The organism is Streptomyces sp. DS1-CR2 (genome assembly GCF_055760475.1).
Genome location: NZ_CM147085.1, coordinates 2213238 through 2235635, shown reverse-complemented (window position 1 = coordinate 2235635; position 22398 = coordinate 2213238). Strand labels below are relative to the sequence as shown.

Below are 22398 nucleotides of genomic sequence, written 5' to 3'. Positions count from 1 at the left end.
CCCCGTATTCCCCTTCCTCGTCCAAGGACCTGCTCATGACTACGTCAACCGGGCGCGGCCTGCTGCATCTCGCGGCGGCCGTCGACCAGCCCGACATCTACGACGCCGACCCGTACGTCACGCTCACGCGCCTCGCGGAACGCGGCGCCCTGGACTTCGTCACCCTCGGGGACTCCTTCGGCCGGCCCGGGCCCGACGCGCTCGCCGTGCTGTCCCGGGTCGCCCCGGCCACCGCCCGCATCGGCCTCGTCCCCACCGTCACCACCACACACACCGAGCCCTTCCATGTGCAGGCCGCCGTCGCCACCCTCGACTGGGTGAGCCGGGGCCGCGCCGGCTGGCGGCCCGAGGTGTCCGCCACCGGGGAGGAGGCCCGCCTTTTCGGCCGCAGGGCTGCCGCGCCCGCCGCGGAGCTGTGGCGCGAGGCCGGTGAAGTCGCCGACGTGGCAACGCGGTTGTGGGACAGCTGGGAGGACGGCGCGGAGATCCGCGACGTGGCGACCGGACGTTTCATCGACCGGGAGAAGCTGCACTACGTCGACTTCCGGGGCAGCACTTTCTCCGTGCGCGGCCCGTCCATCGTGCCGCGTCCGCCGCAGGGCCACCCCGTCACGGTCGTCGACACCGCGGAGCAGCACGCGTACGACGTCGCCGCCCGCCACGCCGACGTCGCCCTGGTGAACGCGACGGGTCCGGCGCGGGCCGCCGCCGTCCGCGCCGGGCTGCGCCGCCGCGCCGCCGAGTACGGCCGCGATCCTGACGGGCTGCGCGTCCTGGCCGCGCTGCGCATCGACCTCGGCGGCGGGGAGCACGCGGCCGTGCCCGGCCACGGCGGGGGAGGGCCGCTGCCGAGCGACCTCGGCCCGCTCTACCGGGGCGGCCCGGTCGACCTCGCCGACCTCGTCACCGCCTGGCACCGCGCCGGAGCCGTGGACGGCTTCCACCTCACACCCGTCGAGCCGCGCCGTGACCTGGAGCGGCTCGTCAACGGCACGGTGCCGTTGCTCCAGCACCGCGGCCTGTTCCGCACGTTCTATCCGGGCAGCACCTTCAGGGAGCACCTGGGGCTCGCCCGGCCCGCCAACCAGTACGCAGCGCTCGCGGGGGGCCCGTCATGACCTCAACTGCCGTGCAACACAGGCCCCGCGGCCGGAGGCCGCTCAGCAAACACATCCATCTGGCCGCCCACTTCCCGGGGGTCAACAACACCACCGTCTGGACCGATCCGCGCTCCCGCTCACAGATCGACTTCGCGTCGTTCGAGCACCTCGCCCGCACCGCCGAGCGTGGCCTGTTCGACTTCTTCTTCCTCGCGGAGGGGCTGCGACTGCGCGAGCACAAGGGGCGCGTCCACGACCTCGACGTCGTCGGGCGGCCGGAGTCCGTCACCGTCCTGAACGCCCTCGCGGCCGTCACCGAGCGCCTCGGTCTCGCCGCGACCGTCAACGCGACGTTCAACGAGCCCTACGAGACCGCCCGCAGGTTCGCCACGCTCGACCACCTCAGCGGGGGCCGCGCCGCCTGGAACGTCGTCACCTCCTCCGACGCCTTCACCGGCGAGAACTTCCGCCGCGGCGGCTACCTCGACCGGGCGGACCGGTACACGCGCGCCGCCGAGTTCGTCGCCACGGCCCGCGAGCTGTGGGACTCCTGGACACCCGAAGGCCGGCCCCGCCCCTTCACGCACACCGGCCAACACTTCGACATCGAGGGTGAGTTCACCCTGCCGCGCTCCCCGCAGGGGCACCCCGTCGTCATCCAGGCCGGGGACTCGCCCGAGGGGCGTGAGTTCGCGGCGTCGGCGGCGGACGTGATCTTCACGCGGCACGGCACGCTGGAGGCGGGCCGCGCCTTCTACGCCGATGTGAAGAGCCGGCTCGCGACGTACGGGCGGACCGCCGAGGACCTGAAGATCATGCCGGGTGTCACCGTGGTCCTCGGCGACACCGCCGCCGAGGCGCAGGAGCGGGCCGCCGGGATCCGGCGCCAGCAGGTGTCCCCGCAGAACGCGCTCCTCACCCTGGAGCAGATCTGGGGCGTCGACCTCTCCGCGTACGACCCCGACGGGCCGCTGCCGGACATCGATCCGGTCGTCGACTCCGGGCTCTCCCAGGGCCGTACCAAGCGCGGCGACCCCCGTGCCATCGCCGAGCAGTGGCGCGCCCTGTCGCGCGCCAAGGGTCTGTCCATCCGGCAGACCGTCATCGAGACCACCACGCGCCAGTCGTTCATCGGCACCCCGCAGGCCGTCGCCGCCGAGCTCGACGAGTTCGTGCAGAGTGACGCGGCCGACGGCTTCATCCTCGTACCGCACCTCACTCCGGGCGGCCTGGACGAGTTCGTCGACCAGGTGGTGCCCCTGCTCCAGGAACGCGGGGCCTACCGCACGGAATACACCGGTACGACGCTGCGCTCCCATCTGGGGCTGAAAGAACCCGTACGCCCCGCACGCGAGGAAGGCGTGACCGCATGACCGACGACGCAGCCGACGCCTGGCAGCAGTGGCACGAGCAGCGGACCGCATCCGTCTCCGAGCCCTACGGACCGCTCGCCCTCACCGGCACTCCCCCAAGCTCTTAAGGAGCAGGGGGGACCCCCATGCTGGACGACTATCCGGAAGGCAAACTTCCGGCCATTCCAGGGAAGTGGCGGGCCGACGGCGGCCACGTCGTCCTGACCGCCGCCCCCGAGGACGGCCTCACCCGCGACGGACAGCCGCTGACCGGCGAGGTGCGGCTCACGGCCGACGCGCGGATCGGCCTCGGCGAGCGCCGCCTCGTCGCGATCGTGCGCGAAGGCCTGTGGGCCGTACGCGACTTCGACCCGCAGTCGGGGCCGCGACGCGACTTCGGAGGCATCGAGGTCACCGTCCACGACCCCCGCTGGACGGTCGAGGGCCGCTTCACGCCGTACGAGGAGAGCCGCACGGTCCGCGTCGAGAACGCCGACGGCAAGGTGCGCGGCCTCGGCCTCGGCGGTGAACTGGCCTTCTCCCTCGACGGGCAGGACCTGTCCCTGCAGGTCGCGGTGCAGGCGGACGGCTCGCTGTGGGCCGTGTTCGCCGACGCCTCCAGCGGCGACGGGACCTTCCGGTTCCGCTTCCTGCGGCCCGCCGCGCCCGACGCCGAAGGCCGTACGAGCGTCGACTTCAACCGCGCGGTGCTGCCGCCCTGCGCCTTCGCCGACCAGTTCGTCTGCCCCTTCCCGCCGCCCGGCAACACCCTGCCGGTCAAGATCGAGGCCGGCGAACGGAACCTCGTCGGCCGCCACTCCGTCTGACAGGGGAGCCGAGCCCCGGCGGCCTGCGACCAACCGCAGAAGCCGTCGGGGCATGTGGCCGTGTACCGGACAGACGGCCGAAAGGCGCCCTTGTGCCGGTCAGTTGAAACGCCGAATACTCCCGAAGCAGCGCTTGTCAGGGGCACCGCATCTTCGGAACATTCCGGAATCCGGAATCCGAACGGGGTCGCTGACTGCGCCTCACGGGCCCCCGACCCCACGCGGGGCCCCCGACTTCCCTCGGGAGGAACGACCAGTGAGGATCAAGCGCACCACCCCCCGCAGTGGCATAGCGAGACGCGCCCGGATGATCTCCGTGGCCACCGGACTCGTCGCCATCGGCGCACTCGCCGTCCCCACGGCCAGCGCGTCGGACGCGCCCGTCGCGCACACCTTCAGCGCGACCCAGCTCACCCAGGCCGGCACGTCCGTCCTGAAGTCCGATGTACCCGGCACCGCCTGGGCGGTCGACCAGAAGACCAACCAGGTCGTCGTCACCGCCGACAGCACGGTCTCCCAGGCCGAGATCGCCAGGATCCAGAAGGCGGCCGGCAGCAACGCGGGCGCCCTGAAGATCGAGCGCACCCCCGGCACGTTCAAGAAGCTGGTCTCCGGCGGCGACGCCATCTATGCGAGTAGCTGGCGCTGCTCGCTCGGCTTCAACGTCCGTTCGGGCAGCACCTACTACTTCCTGACCGCGGGCCACTGCACCGACGGCGCCGGCACCTGGTGGTCGAACTCGTCCCACTCGACGACCCTCGGTTCGACCGCGGGATCCAGCTTCCCGGGCAATGACTACGGCATCGTCAGGTACAGCACCACGGGGACCCCGCCCGGAACGGTCGGCAGCCAGGACATCACCGGTGCGGCCACGCCGTCCGTGGGGACCACGGTCACCCGGCGCGGCTCGACCACCGGCATCCACAGCGGCCGCGTCACCGCGCTCAACGCCACCGTGAACTACGGCGGCGGCGACATCGTCTCCGGCCTCATCCAGACCACGGTCTGCGCCGAGCCCGGTGACTCCGGCGGCCCGCTCTACGGCGGCTCCACCGCGTACGGCCTGACCTCCGGCGGCAGCGGCAACTGCACCTCCGGCGGTACGACCTTCTTCCAGCCGGTCACCGAGGCGCTGAGTGCGTACGGAGTGAGCGTCTACTGATCCGTGTCCCCCGGCCGGCGGTCACCGGCCTTCGGACAGTCTGACCTGCAGCCAGCAGCAGGGAGCCCCCGTACGGCAACTGCCGTGCGGGGGCTCGCCCTTGTGCGCGTTGCGGAGTTACCTTCGAAGGAGAAACCGTCGAAAAACGTCCTGAGTGCCTGGGTCCGACCCCTGGAGGCCTCCATGGTCGAGGAGCTGGTGGTGGCGGGAGCCGCTGCCGCGTCCGCCGCGGTGATCTGCGTGACGGCTGCGGCGGGGCGCGTCGTCAGACAGTACGAGCGGGGCGTGGTCTTCCGCCTGGGGCGGCTGCGACCGGATGTGCGCGGCCCGGGGTTCACGATGATCGTGCCGTTCGTGGACCGGCTCCACAAGGTCAACATGCAGATCGTCACGATGCCGGTGCCCGCGCAGGACGGCATCACGCGGGACAACGTCACAGTGCGGGTCGACGCCGTCATCTACTTCAAGGTGGTCGACGCGTCCGAGGCCGTCGTACAGGTGGAGGACTACCGGTTCGCCGTCTCCCAGATGGCGCAGACATCGCTGCGGTCCATCATCGGCAAGAGCGACCTCGACGACCTTCTCTCGAACCGCGAAAAGCTCAACCAGGGCCTCGAGTTGATGATCGACAGTCCGGCCATCGGCTGGGGCGTGCAGATCGACCGGGTCGAGATCAAGGACGTGTCGCTGCCCGAGACCATGAAACGCTCGATGTCGCGGCAGGCCGAGGCGGAGCGCGAGCGGCGCGCCCGGATCATCAACGCGGACGCCGAACTCCAGGCCTCCAGGAAGCTCGCCGAGGCGGCCTCGGAGATGTCCGAACAGCCCGCGGCGCTCCAACTGAGACTCCTGCAGACCGTGGTGGCCGTCGCCGCCGAGAAGAACTCGACCCTCGTACTGCCCTTCCCGGTGGAGCTCCTGCGCTTTCTGGAGCGAGCGACCCCGGGGGAAGCGGTGCGGCAGCCGGGCGTCGAACAGCCGCCGATTCCCGGCCCCGTGGCATCGGAATCCGGACAGGACTAGACCTCACCCATTGCGGACCACCCCTCTGCGCGGAGTGTTTGCAGCGGGAACCGACGTGGTGCGACTGGCCTATGACGGGGGTGCACGCGGCCGGGTGAGGTCATAGCGTCAGTCGCACGCGCGTCCTGAAGTCGACCTTGTGTGTCCCCTGTGGCCGTCGGGATAGTGGGCGCGTCAACCTACGGGACCGGCTCACCCCACAGCGGTCGGTTCCGACCCCCCACAGGAGGACGAGAGTTGAAGCACCGACGCATACCCAAGCGGCGTGCCGCCGCGGTAGGAGCGGGCATCGCCGCTCTGGTCGCCGCGGGAGTCACCTTCCAGACTGCGAACGCGAGCACGGACACCCCTGATGTGGCCCCGCAGACCCTGTCGATCGCGAAGGCCGGAAATCTCGCCTCGTCCCTGACCAAGGACCTCGGCGCGGACTCGGCGGGCACGTACTACGACGCGAAGGCCGAGCAGCTCGTCGTGAACGTCCTGAACAAGGACGCGGCGGACGTCGTGCAGGCGGCCGGAGCCAAGGCCAGAGTCGTCGAGAACTCCCTGGCCGAACTGAAGGGCGCCCGTACCACCCTGAAGCAGGACGCGACGATCCCCGGCACCTCGTGGGCGGTCGACCCGGCCACCAACAAGGTCGTCGTGACCGCCGACCGCACGGTCGGCACGACCGCGTGGAGCAAGCTGAGCAAGGTCGTCGACGGTCTCGGCTCCAAGGCCGAACTCCGTCGCACCAAGGGGGAGTTCAAGCCCCTCATCGCGGGCGGCGACGCCATCTCCGGCGGCGGCGGCCGGTGCTCCCTCGGCTTCAACGTGGTCAAGGGCGGCCAGCCGTACTTCATCACGGCCGGCCACTGCACCGAGGCGATCTCGACCTGGTCGGACTCGAGCGGCAAGGAGATCGGCACGAACGAGCAGTCCAGCTTCCCGGACAACGACTTCGGCCTGGTCAAGTACACCGCCGACGTCGCGCACCCGAGCGAGGTCGACCTCTACAACGGCTCCAGCCAGCAGATCACCAAGGCGGGCGACGCGACCGTCGGCATGAAGGTGACCCGCAGCGGCTCCACGACCCAGGTCCACGACGGCAGCGTCACCGGCCTGGACGCCACCGTGAACTACGGCAACGGCGACATCGTCAACGGGCTCATCCAGACCGACGTCTGCGCCGAGCCCGGCGACAGCGGCGGCTCGCTCTTCTCGGGCGACACCGCGATCGGCCTCACCTCGGGCGGCAGCGGCGACTGCAGCTCCGGCGGGGAGACCTTCTTCCAGCCGGTGACGGAGGCGCTGTCCACGTTCGGCGCCGAGATCGGCTGAGGTAACGACAGCGAGACAGCCGGAAGGCTGGACAGCTAGACGCAGGGGGCCGGCCCGTCATCGACGGGTCGGCCCCTCGTGTTCTGAGCGGTTCGGGCGTTCCGGGCGCTTCGGGTGCTTCGGGGCCCGGGCGGGGTGTCGGCTGTCTGGATCATGCTCCCACGGTCCGGGGGGCACGGTGTTTGTGCAGGTGGGGTGGGCTGAACGGGTGCCCGGGGCAGTGACCTCACTCGGATGTCGCACATGCGTTCGATACTTGGTCTATGGTGGTGGTGGGGAGGCGAGAGCAGGTCGGTTCGAGGTGTGCAGGAGGTGCGTGTGCCAGGGTTCACGCATTTGCACACCGTTTCCGGGTTCTCCCTTCGGTACGGGGCCTCGCACCCGGAGCGGCTGGCCGAGCGCGCCTCCGAACGGGGCATGGACGCGCTCGCCCTCACCGACCGGGACACCCTCTCGGGCTCGGTCAGGTTCGCCAAGGCCTGCGTCAAGGCAGGGGTGCGGCCGCTGTTCGGGACGGACCTCGCGGTGAGCGGACCCCCGCCGGCCGGATCCCCCGCGCCGGGCCGCACCCCGGCCGAGCGTCGCAGGCAGCCCGTGCGCGGTGGTGCCTTCATCGACGAGTCGGCCCCGCGCGTGACCTTCCTCGCCCGCGACGGAGCCATCGGCTGGGCCTCCCTGTGCCGCCTGGTCACCGCCGCCCACGCCACCGGCGAGACCCGGCTGACCTGGGAGGACAACCACGGCGACGGCCTGACCGTACTGCTCGGACCCGCGTCCGACGTCGGCCGCGCGCTCGCCGCGGGCCGCCCCGACCGGGCCGCGCGCCTCCTCGTCCCCTGGCGGGAGATCTACGGCGACGCCCTGCGCCTCGAAGCCGTCCACCACGGACGCGAGGGCACGGGCCCCGGATCCCTGCGCCTGGCCGCCCGCACCGTCGGCTTCGCCGCCGAGCAGGGCATCCGCCCCGTCCTCAGCAACGACGTCCGGTACGCCGACCCGGGCCTCGGCCCGGTCGCCGATGTCCTCGACGCCGCGCGCCGCCTCGTCCCGGTCGACCCCCGCAAGGAACTCGACAGCGGCGAGCGCTGGCTGAAGGACGCCGGGGCCATGCTGATGACGGCCGAACGGGTGGTGGAGGCCGCGGGCTTCCGCCGCGACGCCGCGTACCGGCTGCTCGAACAGACCGACGCCGCGGCGGCCGAATGCCGCGTCGACCCCGAGGACGACCTCGGCATCGGCTCCGTGCACTTCCCCGAACCACGGCTCGTCGGCGCCGGCCGCCGCACCGCCCAGAGGGTCCTCACGTCGCGGGCGGCGGCGGGGATGCTGCGCCTCGGGTACGACCGGAAGCGGGAGTACTGGGAGCGGATGCACCGCGAGCTGGACATCATCGCGTACCACGACTTCGCCACCTACTTCCTGACGGTGTCCCAAGTCGTCGACGACGTACGGGACATGGGCATCCGGGTCGCCGCGCGCGGCTCCGGTGCCGGGTCCCTGGTCAACCATCTGCTCGGGATCGCGCACGCGGACCCGGTCGAACACGGCCTCCTCATGGAGCGGTTCCTGTCCAAGCGCCGCTCCGTCCTGCCCGACATCGACATCGACGTGGAGTCGGCCCGGCGCCTGGAGGTGTACCGGGCGATCATCGGCCGGTTCGGCGCCGAGCGCGTCGCGACCGTCTCGATGCCGGAGACGTACCGCGTCCGCCATGCCGTACGCGATGTGGGCGCGGCCCTGTCCATGGACCCGGCCGACATCGACCGGATCGCCAAGTCCTTCCCGCACATCCGTGCCCGCGACGCGCGGGCCGCGCTGGAGGAACTGCCCGAACTGCGGGAACTGGCAGGGGAGTCCCGGCAGGGCGGGGACAGGTACGGACGCATGTGGGAGCTGGTCGAGGCGCTCGACGCGCTGCCGCGCGGTATCGCCATGCACCCGTGCGGGGTGCTGCTCTCGGACGCCTCGCTGCTCGCCCGTACGCCCGTCATGCCGACCAGCGGCGAGGTCCCCCATAGCCTTAAAGGCATGGGAGGTGCCCCCATTCCCATGTCGCAGTTCGACAAGGAGGACGTCGAGGACCTCGGCCTGCTCAAGCTCGACGTCCTCGGGGTGCGGATGCAGTCGGCGATGGCGCACGCGGTCGCCGAGACCGAGCGGGCGACCGGCTCCACGGTGGACCTGGACGCGGTGGCGCCCGATGACCCGGAGACGTACCGGCTCATCAAGTCCACCGAGACGCTGGGCTGCTTCCAGATCGAGTCGCCGGGCCAGCGGGACCTGGTGGGACGGCTCCAGCCGGCCACCTTCCACGACCTCGTGGTGGACATCTCGCTGTTCCGCCCGGGACCCGTCGCCGCCGACATGGTGCGGCCGTTCATCGAGGCGCGGCACGGGCGCGCGCCGGTCCGCTATCCGCACCGCGACCTGGAGGGACCCCTGAAGGAGACGTACGGGGTCGTCGTCTTCCACGAGCAGATCATCGAGATCGTGAACATCATGACGGGGTGCGGCCGCGACGAGGCGGACCGGGTCAGGAGGGGGCTGTCCGACCCCGATTCGCAGGGGCGCATCCGGTTCTGGTTCGCACAGCAGGCGGCGGCGCACGGATACGACGCCGAGACCGTCGCCCGCACCTGGGAGATCGTCGAGGCCTTCGGGTCGTACGGGTTCTGCAAGGCACACGCCGTCGCCTTCGCGGTGCCGACCTACCAGTCGGCGTGGCTGAAGGCCCATCACCCGGCCGCGTTCTACGCGGGGTTGCTCACGCACGACCCCGGGATGTACCCGAAGCGGCTGATTCTCGCGGACGCGCGGCGGCGCGGGGTGCCGGTCCTTCCGCTGGACGTGAACAAGTCCGCGGTCGCTCACCGTATCGAACTGGTGTCTGATAAAGGGAGCGCCAGTCGCGAAAGCGGCGGTCACGAAAGCGGCGGTCGCAAAGAGGGGAAATGGGGCGTGCGGCTCGCGCTCTCCGACGTGCACGGCATCAGCGAGGCCGAGGCGGCCCGCATCGAGGAGGGGCAGCCCTACTCCTCGCTGCTCGACTTCTGGGAGCGGGCCAGGCCCAGCCGGCCGCTCGCGCAGCGGCTCGCCCAGGTCGGCGGGCTCGACGCGTTCGGCGCCAACCGGCGTGACCTGCAACTCCACTTGACCGAACTGCACCGGGGGACGCGCGGGTCCCGAGGTGCCCGCGGCGCCCAGCTTCCCCTGTCCGGCGGCCACGGGACCGCGCCGGCCGGCCTGCCCGACCTCGGCGACGCCGAGCGGCTCAGCGCCGAACTCGGGGTACTCGGGATGGACGTCTCCCGCCATCTCATGGGCGACCACGAGAAGTTCCTGGAGGAGCTGGGGGTGCTGACGGCGCGCCGCCTGCGCGAGGCAGAGCACGGCAAGGTCGTGCTGGTCGCGGGTGCCAAGGTCGCCACGCAGACCCCGCCGATCCGCTCCGGCAAGCGCGTCATCTTCACGACCCTGGACGACGGCACGGGCCTGGTCGACCTGGCCTTCTTCGACGACGCGCACGCCGCGTGCGCGCACACCGTCTTCCACTCGTGGCTGCTCCTGGTCCGCGGCACGGTCCAGCGGCGCGGCCCGCGCAGCCTCAGTGTGGTGGGCGCGGCCGCGTGGAACCTCGCGGACCTGGTGGAGGTGCGCCGGCAGGGCGGCCTCGACGCGGTGGCGCTGCGCCTGGCGGAGCCGCCCGAACAGCCGCCGTCCGACGAGGACGACCCGGTCGACGGCCGTCGCATCCGCATGGCCACGGGATACGAGATGCACCCCTGGGCGGACCTGCGCCCGGCGGGCGACGGCCAGTCCGGCCCACCGCGCAAACTGTGGCACCAGAGCCCGGGGAGCGCAGGATGACCACTCTGTACGTACGGTTCCTGCTGCCGCCAATGTACGAGGCGGCACTGCCCCAACTGATCGGCCTGCTGGGCGAGTTCAGCCCGACGGTCGAGGCGCTGCCGCCCGACGCCGCCCTCGTGGACCTGGGCGGCGCCGTGCGCTACTTCGGGCGGGACGCCGTCGAACTCGCCGCGATGATCCGGGTGCGGGCGCTCGCCCTGTACGGGGTGGAGTGCGTGATCGGCGCGGGCCCCGGCCCGATGCTGGCGCGGATGGCCGCGCGGACGGCCTCGCCCGGGGTGACCCGGGTGGTGCCGGGGGACCCCGGCGCCGTGGCGGAGTTCCTCGCGGGGCAGCCGGTCGCCGCGCTGCCCGGCGTCGGCGCCGCCACCGCCCGCACCCTGTGCGAGTACGGACTCGACACCCTGGACAGGGTGGCCGCCGCCCCGCAGGGCACCCTGCAACGGCTCACCACCGCCCGTATCGGCCGTGAACTGCACGAGAAGGCGCGCGGCGTCGACCGCACCCGGGTCACCCCCAACGCCGCCACGCGGTCCACCGCCGCCGAACGCCCCTTCCCGCGCGACGAACTCGACCCGTACCGGCACCGCCGCGCCCTGCTCTCCCTCGCCGACGAGCTGGGCGCCCGGCTCCGCGACGGGAAGCAGGTGTGCCGCTCGCTGACCCTCACCGTGCGCTACGCCGACCGGTCCACGACGACCCGCAGCCGTACGCTCCCCGAGCCCACCGGGCACACGACCGCGCTGTCCACGGCCGCGTACCGGATGTACGAGGCGCTCGGCCTGCAGCGGGCCAGGGTGCGGGCGCTCGCTCTGCGGGCGGAGGGGCTCCGCCCGGTCGAGGGTTCCGCCTGCCAGCTGACCTTCGACCCCGCGGACGAGAAGGCGCGGGCGCTGGAGGCGGTGGCCGACCGGGCCCGGGCGCGGTTCGGACCCGGGGCGATCGTGCCCGGGCGGCTCGCGGCGTGATTACTTACTGAGCCCAGGGCGGCGATACGCGCGTGCCGTCCGCCAGAACCGCCTCAGACCCGCGCCCTGCTCGACCAGTTGACCGCCGTCGCACCCGACGTACCCATCAGGCCCGCCTGGTGACACCGCGTCAGCACCGGGAGCGTCCAGCTACCACTGCAAGTTTTTACTGACGCGTAACTTCACTCTTTTACTACTGGCGCGTAATTTGGCTGGCAGCATCCTCGTGATCCGGATCACAGGGCACGCACCCCACATCGCAACTCCCTTGAGCCGCAAGGAGATCACACGATGCTGCCCCGGACCTGGAAACGTGCGGTCAGATCCCTGACCGCGGCCCTGCTGCTCACGGCCGCGGCCGGCGCGGTCCCCGCCGCCGCCCACGCCGACACCGCCGACAGATGGGGGTCCCCCCTGCTCGAGCGAAGTCGAGAGCTTGGGGGAGGCTGGAACAACTACGACTGCAAGCCGTCGGCCGCGCACCCGCGCCCCGTCGTCCTCGTCCACGGCACCTTCGGGAACTCCGTCGACAACTGGCTGGTCCTCGCCCCCTACCTGGTGCACCGCGGCTACTGTGTCTTCTCGCTCGACTACGGACAGCTGCCCGGCGTCCCGCTGTTCAACGGCCTCGGCCCCATCGACAAGTCGGCGGGCCAGCTCGACACCTTCGTCGACAAGGTGCTCGCCGCCACCGGCGCCCCCAAGGCCGACCTCGTCGGCCACTCGCAGGGCGGCATGATGCCCCGCTACTACCTCAAGTTCCTCGGCGGCGCCGCGAGGGTGAACTCCCTCGTCGGCATCGCGCCCGACAACCACGGCACCACCCTGAACGGCCTGACGAACCTCCTGCCGTACTTCCCCGGAGCCGGTGACCTGCTGACCCTCGCCACCCCCGGCCTCGCCGACCAGATGGCGGGCTCCCCGTTCATCACCAAGCTCAACCAGGGCGGGGACACCGTCCCCGGCGTCCACTACACCGTCATCGCGACCAAGTACGACGAGGTCGTCACGCCGTACGGCACCCAGTTCCTGAGCGGCCCCGACGTCCACAACGTCAAGCTCCAGGACCTGTGCTCCGTCGACCTGTCCGAGCACGTCGCCATCGGCACCATCGACCGCGTCGCCTTCCACGAGGTCGCGAACGCCCTCGACCCGGCCCACGCCACCGCCACCACCTGCGCCTCGGCGGTGAGTTGAGCGCACCGCAGCCAGAAACGCAAAAGGGCCGCCGTCTCCAGGAGCGGGCAGGGAGACGGCGGCCCGGCTGTGCGGCGTCAGCGGCTGTGACGCCCGCCCGCCACGGAACGGCGCCGCACCGACGCGAACAACGTCGCGGCACCGATCGCCAGAACCGCGGCGCCGCCCATCGCGAGGTACGGGGTGGCGCTGTCGCCACCCGTCTCGGCGAGGTTCTCGTCGGCGAGGGGCTTCGCGGAACCGCCCTTCGCCTCGGGCCCGTTGCCGCCCGTCGAGTCATCGGCGGCGTCGGCAGCGGGGGCCGCGGACTCCTCGGCCTGCGGCTCGGCGCTGCCCCCGGCGTCACCGTGGTGGTGCTCCACGGACGACTTGCCGGCACCGTCCGCGATCTCCTGGTCGGAGGGCGCGGACGCGGCGGGAGCGGCCGCACCGGCCCCGCCGTCCTTGCCGAACACCACGTCGGAGCAGGTGTAGAAGGCCTCGGGGGAGTCGGAGCGCTGCCAGATCGAGTAGATGAGGTGCCGGCCCGACCGCGCCGGGACATCACCGTCGAAGACGTAGTCGCCGTTCTCCATCTTCGGGTCGGTGACCTTCACGAAGGGCTGAGCCTCCAGGTCCGACCACTTCAGCGGCTTCGCCGGGGCGCCGCGGTATCAGCCACACCATCCCCGAGAGGGCCGACCAGATCCGCAACCGGGTCCGCCGCGGCAGCCGGGGTGGGCGACCGCCGGCCTTCGACAAGCAGCTCTACAAGCAGCGGAACGTCGTGGAGCGGTGCTTCAACCGGCTCAAGCAAGGGCGCGGCATCGCGACCCGCTACGACAAGACCGTCGAGTCCTACCGGGCAGCTGTCTCCCTCGCCTCGCTCCTGATGTGGGCGTGACATTTGAGGACAACTACTAGAGAGGATCGGGCGGCTCAGCGCTCCACGCGCTGCAGGCCCCGCACGGCAGGAATCGCCAACAACAGGGCGCAGGTGACGAGCGCCATCCCCGCGGACACCCCCAACAGCGGCACCGTGCCCACGACGACCGCGAGCGGCCCCGCCACCGCCTGCCCGATCGGCTTCATCACCAGTGAGCCGGCCGCGTCGTAGGCGTGCACCCGGCCGAGCACATCCTGCGGTATATGTGTCTGCACGCTGGTGTGGAACATGACGATCCAGAACGCCATACCCACGCCGCTCACCGCATAGCATCCGGCGATGAGCGGCGCGGGAAGACCGAGAGCGACCCCCAACGGCATGAGCGTCCAGACGATCATGGAGAGGGCGCCGGCCCGGAGCGGATACCGCGGGCGGAGCCTGATCGCGATGATTCCGCCCAGCACGCTGCCCGCCCCGAGGGCCGACATGACCAGCCCGAACGTCGACGCTCCGTAGTCCGTGACGAGCGTACTGTAGCCGAGAGTCATGGCGGGACCGGCCCCGGCCAGCTGCCAGAACATGTAGACGACGATGACGCTCCACAGCCAGGTCCTGGCCCGGAACTCCCGCCACCCCTCGACGAGATCGGCCCGGAACGACGACGCGCCGTCCCGCCCGAATGGGCCCATCGGAATCGAGCGGAGGAGGAACAGGCAGACACCGCTGACCGCGAAGGACAAGGCATCGAGGGCGATCACCGCCGCAGGAGAGGCGACCGCCAGCAGCAGGCCGGCCAGCGACGGGCCGATCACGGCAGTGATGGACTCCGATATGCGGAGGGTGGCGTTCGCCTTCTGCACGTCCTGGGCTATGCGCGGGGTGATGCTGGCGACTCCGGGCTGGAAAATCGCGCTGCCCGCCCCGACCAGGGCCAGCAGCACCAGGATCTGCCACAGCTGCGGCGTACCCAGCAGGAACAGCAGCGCCAGCACCGCCTGGAAGCACAGCCGGGCGGTGTCCGAGACGATCATCAGCCGTCGGGCGCCGTAGCGGTCGGACAGCACCCCGCCGAAGATGATCAGTGCTGCGAACGGCGCTATGAGCGCGGCGAGCGCATAGCCCACGCCACTCGCCCCGTAACCTGCCCGGATCACGGCGGCCGTGGTGGCGACGGGAAGCATCGCGTCGCCCAGCAGAGAGGTGGTGCGGGCGGCGAAGAACAGCCGGAAGTCCGCTGTCCACAGCGGCGGATCTGACGGGCTCTCCTTGACGTGCAGGTCACGGGCCATGTCCGAGCCGGCCACTGCTCACCATCCCCCACGTATGCCGTTGACGCCGGTCAGAGGAGACACTCTCGTGCGCTGGGGGCCTTCGGTCAACGGAATATGTTCGAGAAGCTCAGCACGCCCGCGAATGCGCAAGATTTGAAGACACCACCTAGGGGACACCTAGAGGCGATTCCTTCGGATCACCTTGCTGATCAGATGAAGATGGTGGCGCAACGAAGTGCATGGGCCTAAGGGCTGTCTCCTTAGTCGAGCCGGGTAGGCGGCCGGGTCGGAGCAGTCCGGCAGTCCGGGGCGGGGGTGTGTCGGTGTGGTGCGGCAGGATCACCTGTATGACAGACGGAATCGCCTGGCTCGCGGAGCCACAGAGCATCGCCTTCGGCGGCTACAGCGTGACGTTGGCCCGAGGGCTCGGGGTCGAGGAGCTGGCGGCGCGGATTGCAGCCTCGGCCCAGTGGTCGGAGCGGACGGTGGAGCCGGTCGGGGAGCTCACCGGAGACGGGCTGGTCGAGGCCTTGGACTCGGAGTACGGGGACGCCTGGGACGGGATCGGGCTGCGGCTGGGGGTGAGCGGAGAGTGGACCTTCGCGGTGGCGTACGGGGGCTGGTTCGGGGAATTCCGGGACGATCCGGCGATCTCCGAGGGCGAGGCCGAGGTCTTTTTGGTGGAGTACGAGGAGGAGAACGGCAAGCCGGTGCCGCCGACCTTCCGCTACCACCGGGACGGCCGGAGGGTGTGCTCGTTCAATCTGCACCTGGACGACTCCTGGGGTAACGGCCAGGTCGTCGGAGACCCCGAAGCCGCGGGGAAGGTGAAGGAGTTGCTGAGCGCAGAGGGCCTGCCAGACGAGGAGCGTGCGGACCGCGAGGTGCACCGGACCATCCTCGGGGTGCTGGAGCGGCACTTCGGTCTGACACTTCCCCGGGGCCTGGTGCTGGAGGCCCCGCTGCCGGCCGTCCTGCTCGCCGAATAGACCCCGCTTCTTGGACCGGTGAGTGACTCGTGGTGGGGGCTGGTCCCCGTCCCCTGCCTGCTGGGCTGTGGCTTTAGGTTCAAGGGAGCGGAGGTGCGGGGCAAGCTGCGAACTAGCCATCGGTGGTTGCTTGTTGTCGATATCCACCCCGAGGGGCAGTCTGTAGCGCAGCGGTCCCGCGGCCCGCGCCGGGGGCGGGCAGGGGGCGGCGTCGCACACCCTGTCACTACCGGCGATGCCCCAACCACAGCGATGCACGGCGGGCGTGCAGCGGCTGATCGCAAGCCGGGGCGTCTAGGGCTCCTTTCGCACCGTGGCCCCCTATTTGGCTCCCCAATGGTCAGGGGTAAGTCGTGGCGCCTCGCTGACCTGCATCGCAGGTCAGCGAGGCGCTTTTGGGTCTTTACGGTGCGTTTAAGGGAGGGCTAATCGGGGGCTCAGGCTGCGATCACGTCCCGTACTGTGCGGCCATGACTCACACAGTTCGCCGCGCCGAAGCAGCCGACGTACCCGCAGTGAAAGCGGTGACCGACGACGCGTACCGCCACTACATCGACCGGATCGGAGTGGTGCCCGCGCCCATGGAGGCCGACCACGGCGCCGAGGTGGCCGCGGGCAAGGTGTACGTCGTGGACGGCGAGCGGGGCGGCGCGCCCGCCGTCATCGGGCTCGTCGTCGTCGAGCCCCGCGAGGACCATCTGTTCCTCGACAGCATCGCCGTCCACCCCGACGCCCATGGACAGGGCGTGGGGCGGCGGCTGCTGGCGTTCGTCGACGAGCACGCGCGCGTGCTCGGCCTTCCCGAGGTGCGGCTTTATACGAACCAGAAGATGTGGGAGAACCAGGAGCTCTATCCGCGCTACGGATACGAGGTCGTGGAGCGCCGCACCGACGGCCTCTACGACCGCATCCACTACCGCAAGCGGCTCTCCGCGGCCCCGCCCGCCTGACGCGTGTGTCCCGGCCCGCTCACTCGTCGGGCCACCACGTGCGACGGATGTCCTTGCGCACTTCCGGACGGTCGTGGCGGCGCTCCGCGGCGGCGTCGTCCTGCTGCTGCCGGCGGGTGGTGCTGGTCTTCGCCACGGGCTTGTTGATGGTCACACGGCGCATGACTGCCTCCTGTGCCTACCCCGGTTCCACTGCGGTACCGCTGTAGACGTGTTCCCCGGAGGGTGACGCATCGAAGCGTGATTGTCAGTGGCAGGTGTCACGATCTGGGCATGAGGATGAGCGAGGACACCACGAATCGGGACATGGCGCCCCTCGAACCGGTCGACTGGGACGCCGAGGCCGCCGCATTCGACGACGAACCCGACCACGGCCTGCGTGACCCCGCCGTGCGCGGGGCCTGGGCCGCGCGCCTGCGGGACTGGCTGCCGGACCACCCCTGCGACCTGCTCGACCTGGGCTGCGGCACGGGCAGCATGTCGCTGCTCGCCACCGACCAGGGGCACAGCGTGACCGCGGTCGACCTGTCGCCCGCCATGGCGGACCTCGCGCGCGCCAAGCTGGCCGGCCGGGCCGCGCGGGTGCTCGTCGGGGACGCCGCGGCGCCGCCCGTCGCAGGCGAGACCTTCGACGTCATACTCGTGCGGCACGTCGCGTGGACACTGCCCGACCTCGACGGCGCCCTCGCGCACTGGCTCTCGCTGCTGCGGCCCGGCGGGCGGCTGATCCTGGTGGAGGGCGTGTGGGGAACGCTCAGCCCCGTCGGCGTCCCTGCGGCCCGGCTCACCGGCGCCCTCGCCCCGCTCGCCGCCCACGTCCGGCACGAACCGCTCTCCGGGGACGCGCTGCTGTGGGGGAGACGGGTCGAGGACGACCGGTACGCGGTGGTGGCGACCGTACGGTCCTAGGCGAGCAGCCGGCCGAACCCCTCGGTGCGCGCGAGGAGTTCGAGGTCGTCGAGAGCGCGGACTGCGGCCGCCGCCGCGTGCGGGTCACTCTCGGCGAGCCCGCTCTGAGCGAACTCGTCCTCGTCGAGGCGCAGTACGTCGCTGCCGTCCGCCGAGACCCACAGGTCGAGGTCGAGATCCTCCACGCGGAGCTCGCCGCCCTCGCGGACCGCCGGCCGCGTCACATCGCAGTACCAGCCCTTGAGCGTGCCGCCGCCGGTGCGCACCTCCTTGACCGCGTACCACCGGTCCCGCCAGTAGTGCTCGGTGAAGACGTCGCCCGGCCCGAACTGCACGAACCCGAAGTCCCTGACCCCGGGGGAGGCCCAGGCGGCGGTGACGGTCACGCGCGTGCCGTCGTCACGGACGACGTCCGCGGGGTAACGGATCTTGAGCCGGCCCGCCTTGACGAGGACCACGTCGAGGGCCTCGGCGGGATCAGGTGAAGGTGCGGACATGGCGTACCTCCGTGGCGCAGATCTCGTAGCCGAACCATTTGTTGATCGCGAGCATCGGGCCGTTCTCCGCGTCGTTGCCCGTGAACGCCTCGGTGATGCCGGCCTCGCGGGCGCGGTGCAGGGAGTCGTTCTTGGCGAGCTTGGCCAGGCCACGGCCGCGGAACTCCCGTGCGGTGCCGGTCATCCCGGACGTGTAGCGGGTCTCGTCGTCGGTGCGGGCCAGGCTGAACGCCACGGGCCGGCCGCCGGCCACGGCCACCGACGTCAGCCGATGGTCGGTCAGCGGATGGTGCCAGGTCTCGTCGAGCCAGTGCTCGTAGTCCGTGAACTCCGTGGCCACGTCGCTCGGTTCGTCGCTCACCGTCTCTGCGTCCAGGTCGAACAGGGGACGCGGGGAGTCCGCGAAGTCCTCGCCGGTCCGCAGCGTCACTCCGGCCGGCGGCGCGGTGAGCGGGGGCAGCGCGCCGTGCGCCAGGTCGAGTCGGAGGAAGTGGGCGGGGCGGCTGGCGTGGTAGCCGCGGCGCGCGGCGAACGCCCGGTCGTCCGGAGTGTCGAGCACCCATGAGTAGACGGCGACGGCGCCCTCACGGGCGAGGTACTCCTCCGCCGCCCGCACGATCAGGGACCCGGCCCCGAGCCCGCGGCGCTGCGGGTGCACATAGACGTTCACATAGCCCTGCCCCGGGTCCGGACTGTCGTACGCGATCCCGACCTGCGCGGTGCCGACGACCTCGCCGTCGGCCTCGGCGACCAGCGGCCGGTACCGGGCGTCCGGATGGGCGTGCGCCAGATCGAAGGCGACCGACTCGGCAGTCGCGAGCATGGCGGGCAGCGCGGCGCGCCGCACCCGGGCGAACGCCGCAGCGTCCTCGGGCCGCAGGGCCCGGACGATCACAGTCATACGGCCGCACGCTACGCGCGGGGCGCGCCGGGGTGCCTCCCATTTTTCCGCGGTGCGGGACAATCGGCGCGTGACCTTGAAGATCGACATCGATGCGGGCGCGGCGACGGCGCCCTATGAACAGGTACGGGCCCAGATCGCCGGGCAGGCCCTCTCCGGGAGCCTGCCGGTCGGCTACAAACTGCCGACGGTGCGCGGGCTCGCCGAGACGCTCGGTCTGGCCGCGAACACGGTGGCCAAGGCGTATCGGGCGCTCGAGTCGGACGGGGTGATCGAGACGCGCGGCCGCAACGGCACGTTCGTCGCCGCCGCCGGTGACGCGTCGGCCCGGGAGGCCTCGGTGGCGGCCGCCGTGTTCGCGGAACGGGCCCACCGCCTCGGCCTCACCGAGTCGCAGGCACTCGCCGCGGTACGGGACGCGCTGCGTGCGTCGTACGGGGAGAAGGGGTAACGGGAAGTACAGCCCCGCACCTACAAGTACAGCCCCGCCCCTACAAGTACAGCCCCGCGTCCGCCGACTCGCGCGGGTCCGGGACCGATGTCGGGCTGGTGCCGCGGCGCAGCGCGTACAGCTCGGCGAGTGTCGCGCCGTCGCGGCTCACGCCCTTCTCGCTGCCGAGCCAGTTCACCGACTCGCGGTGGGTCAGGGGGCCCACCTCGATACGGGCCAGGCAGCGGCCGGGGCGCACGACCGCCGGGTGGAGGCGCTCCAGGTCCTCGTTCGTCGTGACGCCGACCAGGACGTTCCGCCCCTGCCCGAGCAGGCCGTCCGTCAGGTTGAGCAGGCGTGAGAGCGCCTGCCCCGCCGTGTGCTTGGCCTCGCCCCGGATGAGCTCGTCGCAGTCCTCCAGGAGGAGGAGGCGCCAGCGGCCCTTCGCCGTGCCGTCGTCCTCGCCGATCGCGATGTCCATGAGATAGCCGACGTCGGAGAACAACCGCTCCGGGTCGAGTACGCAGTCGACCTGGCACCAGTCCCGCCAGGACCGGGCCAGGGTGCGCAGCGCGGACGTCTTGCCCGTGCCGGGAGGACCGTGGAGCAGGAGCAGCCGGCCCGCGATGTCCTGCGGGGTGGTCTCCATCAGCTGGTCCATGGCGCCGGCGACCGGCGCCGTGTAGTTCTCCCGCACCTCGTCCCACGTACCGGCCGAGATCTGCCGCGTGGTGCGGTGCGGCCCGCGCCGGGGCGAGACGTACCAGAACCCCATCGTCACGTTCTCCGGCTGGGGTTCGGGCTCGTCGGCGGCGCCGTCCGTGGCCTGTCCGAGCACCTTCTCGGCGAGCTCCGCGGTGGTCGCCGTCACCGTGACGTCGGCGCCCCTGTTCCAGCGCGATACGAGGACGGTCCAGCCGTCGCCCTCGGCGAGCGTCGCGCTGCGGTCGTCGTCGCGCGCGGAGCGCAGGACCACCGCGTCGGGCGGCAGGAGGGTGGCCCCCGACCGCACGCGGTCGATGTTCGCCGCGTGGGAGTGCGGCTGCTCGCCCGTCGCGAAACGGCCGAGGAACAGCGCGTCGACGACGTCGGCAGGAGAGTCGCTGTCGTCGACGTTGAGCCGGATCGGCAGCGCGTCGTGTGGGTTCGCAGACATGCCGCCATGATCCGCCACGCACGGCGCTCCCGCACGGGATTTCCGCAGCGCGTCACACGCTTGCCCGCACAGCGGCCCGGTCCCGCCGCGCCGTTACAACGCTGTCGCAGCGGAGTCTGTCCCTCCGCGAACGACCGTAGTTACTCTTGCCCTTGATGGGACGTCATGGGTGGAATTCGGGGGCACTGCGGTGGCGGCTCACCGCTCTGCTCGGCGTGGGGGTGGCCGCTCTGGCCCTGGTGCTGACAGTGATCAGCACACTGCCGAACGACCGGACCGACGACAGGGGCACCACGAGCGCGGGTGACAAGGTGCACGGTTCCCCGTCCGATCCGCCCGCACAGCTGGGGCCGGCGGTCGGGTGGGGCTTCACGCACACCCAGTACAGCGCGGACGAGGGCGACGACGGCGCGACGCGGCGGGTCGAGGACAGGCTCTCCGGCCAGTCGGTTCCGCAGATCCAGCACATCATGGGCTGGGGCGCGGGGAACCCGGAGCCCGTCAAGGGCCGTTACGACTTCGACGAGATGGACCGCCGGATCGACTTCATCAGGAAGTCGGGCGGCACTCCGGTCGTCACCCTGTGCTGTTCGCCGGACTGGATGAAGGGCGGCAAGGCCGGGGCTGACAACACGGACTGGAGCCGGCAGTCCCTGGAGACCGCGCCCGACCGCGCGCACTACAAGGACTTCGCCGCGCTCGCCGCGACGGTCGCCAAGCGCTACCCGGACGTGCGGCACTTCATCGTGTGGAACGAGTTCAAGGGCTTCTGGAACAACGGGAAGCAGCGCTGGGACTACGAGGGCTACACGGAGCTGTACAACCTCGTCTACAAGGCCCTCAAGAAGGTCGACGAGGACATCATGGTCGGCGGGCCGTACCTGGTGATGGACAGCGTCGACCCACGCCAGAGCGAGAACGCGTCGGCGGACGTGAAGGGGCCCTGGGGCAGCATGGACCAGCGCGTTCTCGACGCCTTCGACTACTGGAACAAGAACAAGGCGGGCGCGGACTTCGTCGTCGTCGACGGCTCCAGCTACACCGTCGACGACGAGCTGCTGCCCGACGAGTTCAAGGCCACGGACAAGCTCACCGCCGTCGGCAAGTGGGTGGAGCGACAGACCGGAGACCTGCCCCTGTGGTGGGCCGAGTACTACGTGGAGCCCGGCGACCGGAACGACGACCGCAAGGGCTGGAGCGAGCCGCACCGCGTCGCCGTCCAGGCGTCCGGCCTCGTCGCGATGGCCAAGGGTGGCGCGTCCTCGGGCTTCTACTGGAACCCGGAGGACAAGACGGGTGCGACGTGTGCCGGCTGTCTGTGGACGCCCACGCAGTCGGGCGACGGCGGCGCGAAGCTGCCCATGTACGACCTGATCGCCCGCTTCCACAAGGCGTTCCCGCCGGGCACCGAGTACGAGACGGTGCCGGTCGCCGCGGACGACGTACCGAACGTGCGGGTGCTCGCCGACGACAAGACCGTCGTCGTGGTGAACACTCTGAACCGGAAGATCAGTGCGCAGGTCGACGGGAAGCGGTTCGAGATGGGTGCGTTCGAACTGAAGTGGCTCGAGCGGAAGTAGTCCGCCCGGGCCACGTCTCACCGTGAAATGG

General features: G+C 71.2%; 18 protein-coding genes and 3 pseudogenes. 15 read left to right on the top strand and 6 right to left on the bottom strand.

The annotated features are described in order from the left end of the window. Nucleotides 1–35: 35 nt before the first annotated feature. The 9 genes and pseudogenes from ACY0PA_RS11080 to ACY0PA_RS11040 all read left to right on the top strand — a co-directional run bounded on the left by ACY0PA_RS11080 (nucleotide 36) and on the right by ACY0PA_RS11040 (nucleotide 12819). On the top strand, nucleotides 36–1118 hold the full coding sequence (locus ACY0PA_RS11080) for an LLM class flavin-dependent oxidoreductase (protein WP_473084472.1): 1083 nt from the start codon (nucleotides 36–38) through the stop codon (nucleotides 1116–1118). Beyond that, a complete protein-coding gene (locus ACY0PA_RS11075; RefSeq protein WP_473084471.1) occupies nucleotides 1115–2473 on the top strand; it encodes an NtaA/DmoA family FMN-dependent monooxygenase in 1359 nt (452 codons plus the stop codon). Before ACY0PA_RS11080 ends, ACY0PA_RS11075 begins: the two co-directional genes overlap by 4 nt. Further along, nucleotides 2470–3279 (top strand): annotated as a pseudogene (locus ACY0PA_RS11070) (DUF1684 domain-containing protein). Before ACY0PA_RS11075 ends, ACY0PA_RS11070 begins: the two are co-directional and overlap by 4 nt. Before the next feature lie 256 nt (nucleotides 3280–3535). Continuing rightward, nucleotides 3536–4441, top strand: coding sequence for a S1 family peptidase (locus ACY0PA_RS11065; protein WP_473084470.1), 906 nt, complete (start codon nucleotides 3536–3538; stop codon nucleotides 4439–4441). A 183-nt stretch (nucleotides 4442–4624) separates the two neighbouring features. Further along, on the top strand, nucleotides 4625–5464 hold the full coding sequence (locus tag ACY0PA_RS11060; RefSeq protein ID WP_473084469.1) for a slipin family protein: 840 nt from the start codon (nucleotides 4625–4627) through the stop codon (nucleotides 5462–5464). Nucleotides 5465–5701: 237 nt separating this feature from the next. Beyond that, nucleotides 5702–6784 (top strand): S1 family peptidase, encoded by a 1083-nt coding sequence (locus ACY0PA_RS11055; RefSeq protein ID WP_473084468.1) that lies wholly within the window; start codon nucleotides 5702–5704, stop codon nucleotides 6782–6784. Between the two features lie 318 nt (nucleotides 6785–7102). Next, nucleotides 7103–10651, top strand: coding sequence for a DNA polymerase III subunit alpha (locus tag ACY0PA_RS11050; protein ID WP_473084467.1), 3549 nt, complete (start codon nucleotides 7103–7105; stop codon nucleotides 10649–10651). Beyond that, nucleotides 10648–11622, top strand: coding sequence for a DNA polymerase Y family protein (locus tag ACY0PA_RS11045; RefSeq protein ID WP_473084466.1), 975 nt, complete (start codon nucleotides 10648–10650; stop codon nucleotides 11620–11622). Before ACY0PA_RS11050 ends, ACY0PA_RS11045 begins: the two co-directional genes overlap by 4 nt. 291 nt (nucleotides 11623–11913) lie before the next feature. Further along, complete coding sequence (locus ACY0PA_RS11040) at nucleotides 11914–12819, top strand: esterase/lipase family protein (RefSeq protein ID WP_473084465.1); 906 nt, start codon at nucleotides 11914–11916, stop codon at nucleotides 12817–12819. Nucleotides 12820–12896: 77 nt separating this feature from the next. Here ACY0PA_RS11040 and ACY0PA_RS11035 read toward each other — a convergent pair. Beyond that, a pseudogene (locus ACY0PA_RS11035) lies at nucleotides 12897–13460 on the bottom strand (lytic polysaccharide monooxygenase); the annotation flags it as partial. Nucleotides 13461–13462: 2 nt separating this feature from the next. Here ACY0PA_RS11035 and ACY0PA_RS11030 point away from each other — a divergent pair. Further along, nucleotides 13463–13702, top strand: a pseudogene (locus tag ACY0PA_RS11030) (IS5/IS1182 family transposase); the annotation flags it as partial. Nucleotides 13703–13737: 35 nt separating this feature from the next. Here the strand turns inward: ACY0PA_RS11030 and ACY0PA_RS11025 are convergent. Then, nucleotides 13738–14988, bottom strand: a complete 1251-nt coding sequence (locus ACY0PA_RS11025; protein ID WP_473084464.1) for an MFS transporter — start codon at nucleotides 14986–14988, stop codon at nucleotides 13738–13740. Between the two features lie 314 nt (nucleotides 14989–15302). Here ACY0PA_RS11025 and ACY0PA_RS11020 point away from each other — a divergent pair, with 314 nt between their 5' ends. Together ACY0PA_RS11020 and ACY0PA_RS11015 are read left to right on the top strand one after the other, a co-directional pair. Next, entirely contained in the window at nucleotides 15303–15944 is a 642-nt protein-coding gene (locus ACY0PA_RS11020) for a DUF6461 domain-containing protein (RefSeq protein ID WP_473084463.1), read from the top strand. A gap of 470 nt (nucleotides 15945–16414) precedes the next feature. Then, the gene (locus ACY0PA_RS11015) at nucleotides 16415–16894 is read left to right on the top strand and encodes a GNAT family N-acetyltransferase (protein ID WP_473084462.1); all 480 of its coding nucleotides are present in this window, start codon (nucleotides 16415–16417) and stop codon (nucleotides 16892–16894) included. A gap of 19 nt (nucleotides 16895–16913) precedes the next feature. On the opposite strand, the gene ACY0PA_RS11010 is transcribed toward ACY0PA_RS11015, so the two are convergent. After that, the gene (locus ACY0PA_RS11010) at nucleotides 16914–17057 is read right to left on the bottom strand and encodes a hypothetical protein (protein ID WP_199842054.1); all 144 of its coding nucleotides are present in this window, start codon (nucleotides 17055–17057) and stop codon (nucleotides 16914–16916) included. A 110-nt stretch (nucleotides 17058–17167) separates the two neighbouring features. On the opposite strand from ACY0PA_RS11010, the gene ACY0PA_RS11005 reads away from it, so the two are divergent. Beyond that, nucleotides 17168–17803: a class I SAM-dependent methyltransferase gene (locus ACY0PA_RS11005; protein WP_473084461.1), complete on the top strand. Its 636-nt coding sequence runs from the start codon at nucleotides 17168–17170 to the stop codon at nucleotides 17801–17803. Here ACY0PA_RS11005 and ACY0PA_RS11000 read toward each other — a convergent pair. Together ACY0PA_RS11000 and ACY0PA_RS10995 are read right to left on the bottom strand one after the other, a co-directional pair. Further along, nucleotides 17800–18300 (bottom strand): ribonuclease FAU-1 family protein, encoded by a 501-nt coding sequence (locus ACY0PA_RS11000; RefSeq protein ID WP_329574801.1) that lies wholly within the window; start codon nucleotides 18298–18300, stop codon nucleotides 17800–17802. The genes ACY0PA_RS11005 and ACY0PA_RS11000 overlap by 4 nt on opposite strands. Beyond that, nucleotides 18281–19201, bottom strand: coding sequence for a GNAT family N-acetyltransferase (locus tag ACY0PA_RS10995; protein ID WP_473084460.1), 921 nt, complete (start codon nucleotides 19199–19201; stop codon nucleotides 18281–18283). The genes ACY0PA_RS11000 and ACY0PA_RS10995 overlap by 20 nt, the downstream gene beginning before the upstream one ends. A 70-nt stretch (nucleotides 19202–19271) precedes the next feature. Here ACY0PA_RS10995 and ACY0PA_RS10990 point away from each other — a divergent pair, with 70 nt between their 5' ends. Continuing rightward, on the top strand, nucleotides 19272–19652 hold the full coding sequence (locus ACY0PA_RS10990; protein WP_473084459.1) for a GntR family transcriptional regulator: 381 nt from the start codon (nucleotides 19272–19274) through the stop codon (nucleotides 19650–19652). Nucleotides 19653–19692: 40 nt separating this feature from the next. Here ACY0PA_RS10990 and ACY0PA_RS10985 read toward each other — a convergent pair whose 3' ends face one another. Further along, nucleotides 19693–20787 (bottom strand): DUF5925 domain-containing protein, encoded by a 1095-nt coding sequence (locus ACY0PA_RS10985; RefSeq protein ID WP_473084458.1) that lies wholly within the window; start codon nucleotides 20785–20787, stop codon nucleotides 19693–19695. 155 nt (nucleotides 20788–20942) lie between these two features. Between ACY0PA_RS10985 and ACY0PA_RS10980 the strand changes: the two genes are divergently transcribed. After that, a complete protein-coding gene (locus ACY0PA_RS10980; protein WP_473084457.1) occupies nucleotides 20943–22367 on the top strand; it encodes a GH39 family glycosyl hydrolase in 1425 nt (474 codons plus the stop codon). Nucleotides 22368–22398 lie beyond the last annotated feature (31 nt).

What these genes read in the sequence shown, in the direction of transcription:
- ACY0PA_RS10980 (WP_473084457.1), top strand. Translation starts at nt 20,943, where the DNA reads ATGGGACGTCATGGGTGGAATTCGGGGGCACTGCGGTGGCGGCTCACC.
- ACY0PA_RS10995 (WP_473084460.1), bottom strand. Translation starts at nt 19,201, where the DNA reads ATGACTGTGATCGTCCGGGCCCTGCGGCCCGAGGACGCTGCGGCGTTC.
- ACY0PA_RS11080 (WP_473084472.1), top strand. Translation starts at nt 36, where the DNA reads ATGACTACGTCAACCGGGCGCGGCCTGCTGCATCTCGCGGCGGCCGTC.
- ACY0PA_RS11010 (WP_199842054.1), bottom strand. Translation starts at nt 17,057, where the DNA reads ATGCGCCGTGTGACCATCAACAAGCCCGTGGCGAAGACCAGCACCACC.
- ACY0PA_RS11005 (WP_473084461.1), top strand. Translation starts at nt 17,168, where the DNA reads ATGAGGATGAGCGAGGACACCACGAATCGGGACATGGCGCCCCTCGAA.
- ACY0PA_RS11075 (WP_473084471.1), top strand. Translation starts at nt 1,115, where the DNA reads ATGACCTCAACTGCCGTGCAACACAGGCCCCGCGGCCGGAGGCCGCTC.
- ACY0PA_RS11040 (WP_473084465.1), top strand. Translation starts at nt 11,914, where the DNA reads ATGCTGCCCCGGACCTGGAAACGTGCGGTCAGATCCCTGACCGCGGCC.
- ACY0PA_RS11045 (WP_473084466.1), top strand. Translation starts at nt 10,648, where the DNA reads ATGACCACTCTGTACGTACGGTTCCTGCTGCCGCCAATGTACGAGGCG.
- ACY0PA_RS11000 (WP_329574801.1), bottom strand. Translation starts at nt 18,300, where the DNA reads ATGTCCGCACCTTCACCTGATCCCGCCGAGGCCCTCGACGTGGTCCTC.
- ACY0PA_RS11015 (WP_473084462.1), top strand. Translation starts at nt 16,415, where the DNA reads ATGACTCACACAGTTCGCCGCGCCGAAGCAGCCGACGTACCCGCAGTG.
- ACY0PA_RS11020 (WP_473084463.1), top strand. Translation starts at nt 15,303, where the DNA reads ATGACAGACGGAATCGCCTGGCTCGCGGAGCCACAGAGCATCGCCTTC.
- ACY0PA_RS10985 (WP_473084458.1), bottom strand. Translation starts at nt 20,787, where the DNA reads ATGTCTGCGAACCCACACGACGCGCTGCCGATCCGGCTCAACGTCGAC.
- ACY0PA_RS11060 (WP_473084469.1), top strand. Translation starts at nt 4,625, where the DNA reads ATGGTCGAGGAGCTGGTGGTGGCGGGAGCCGCTGCCGCGTCCGCCGCG.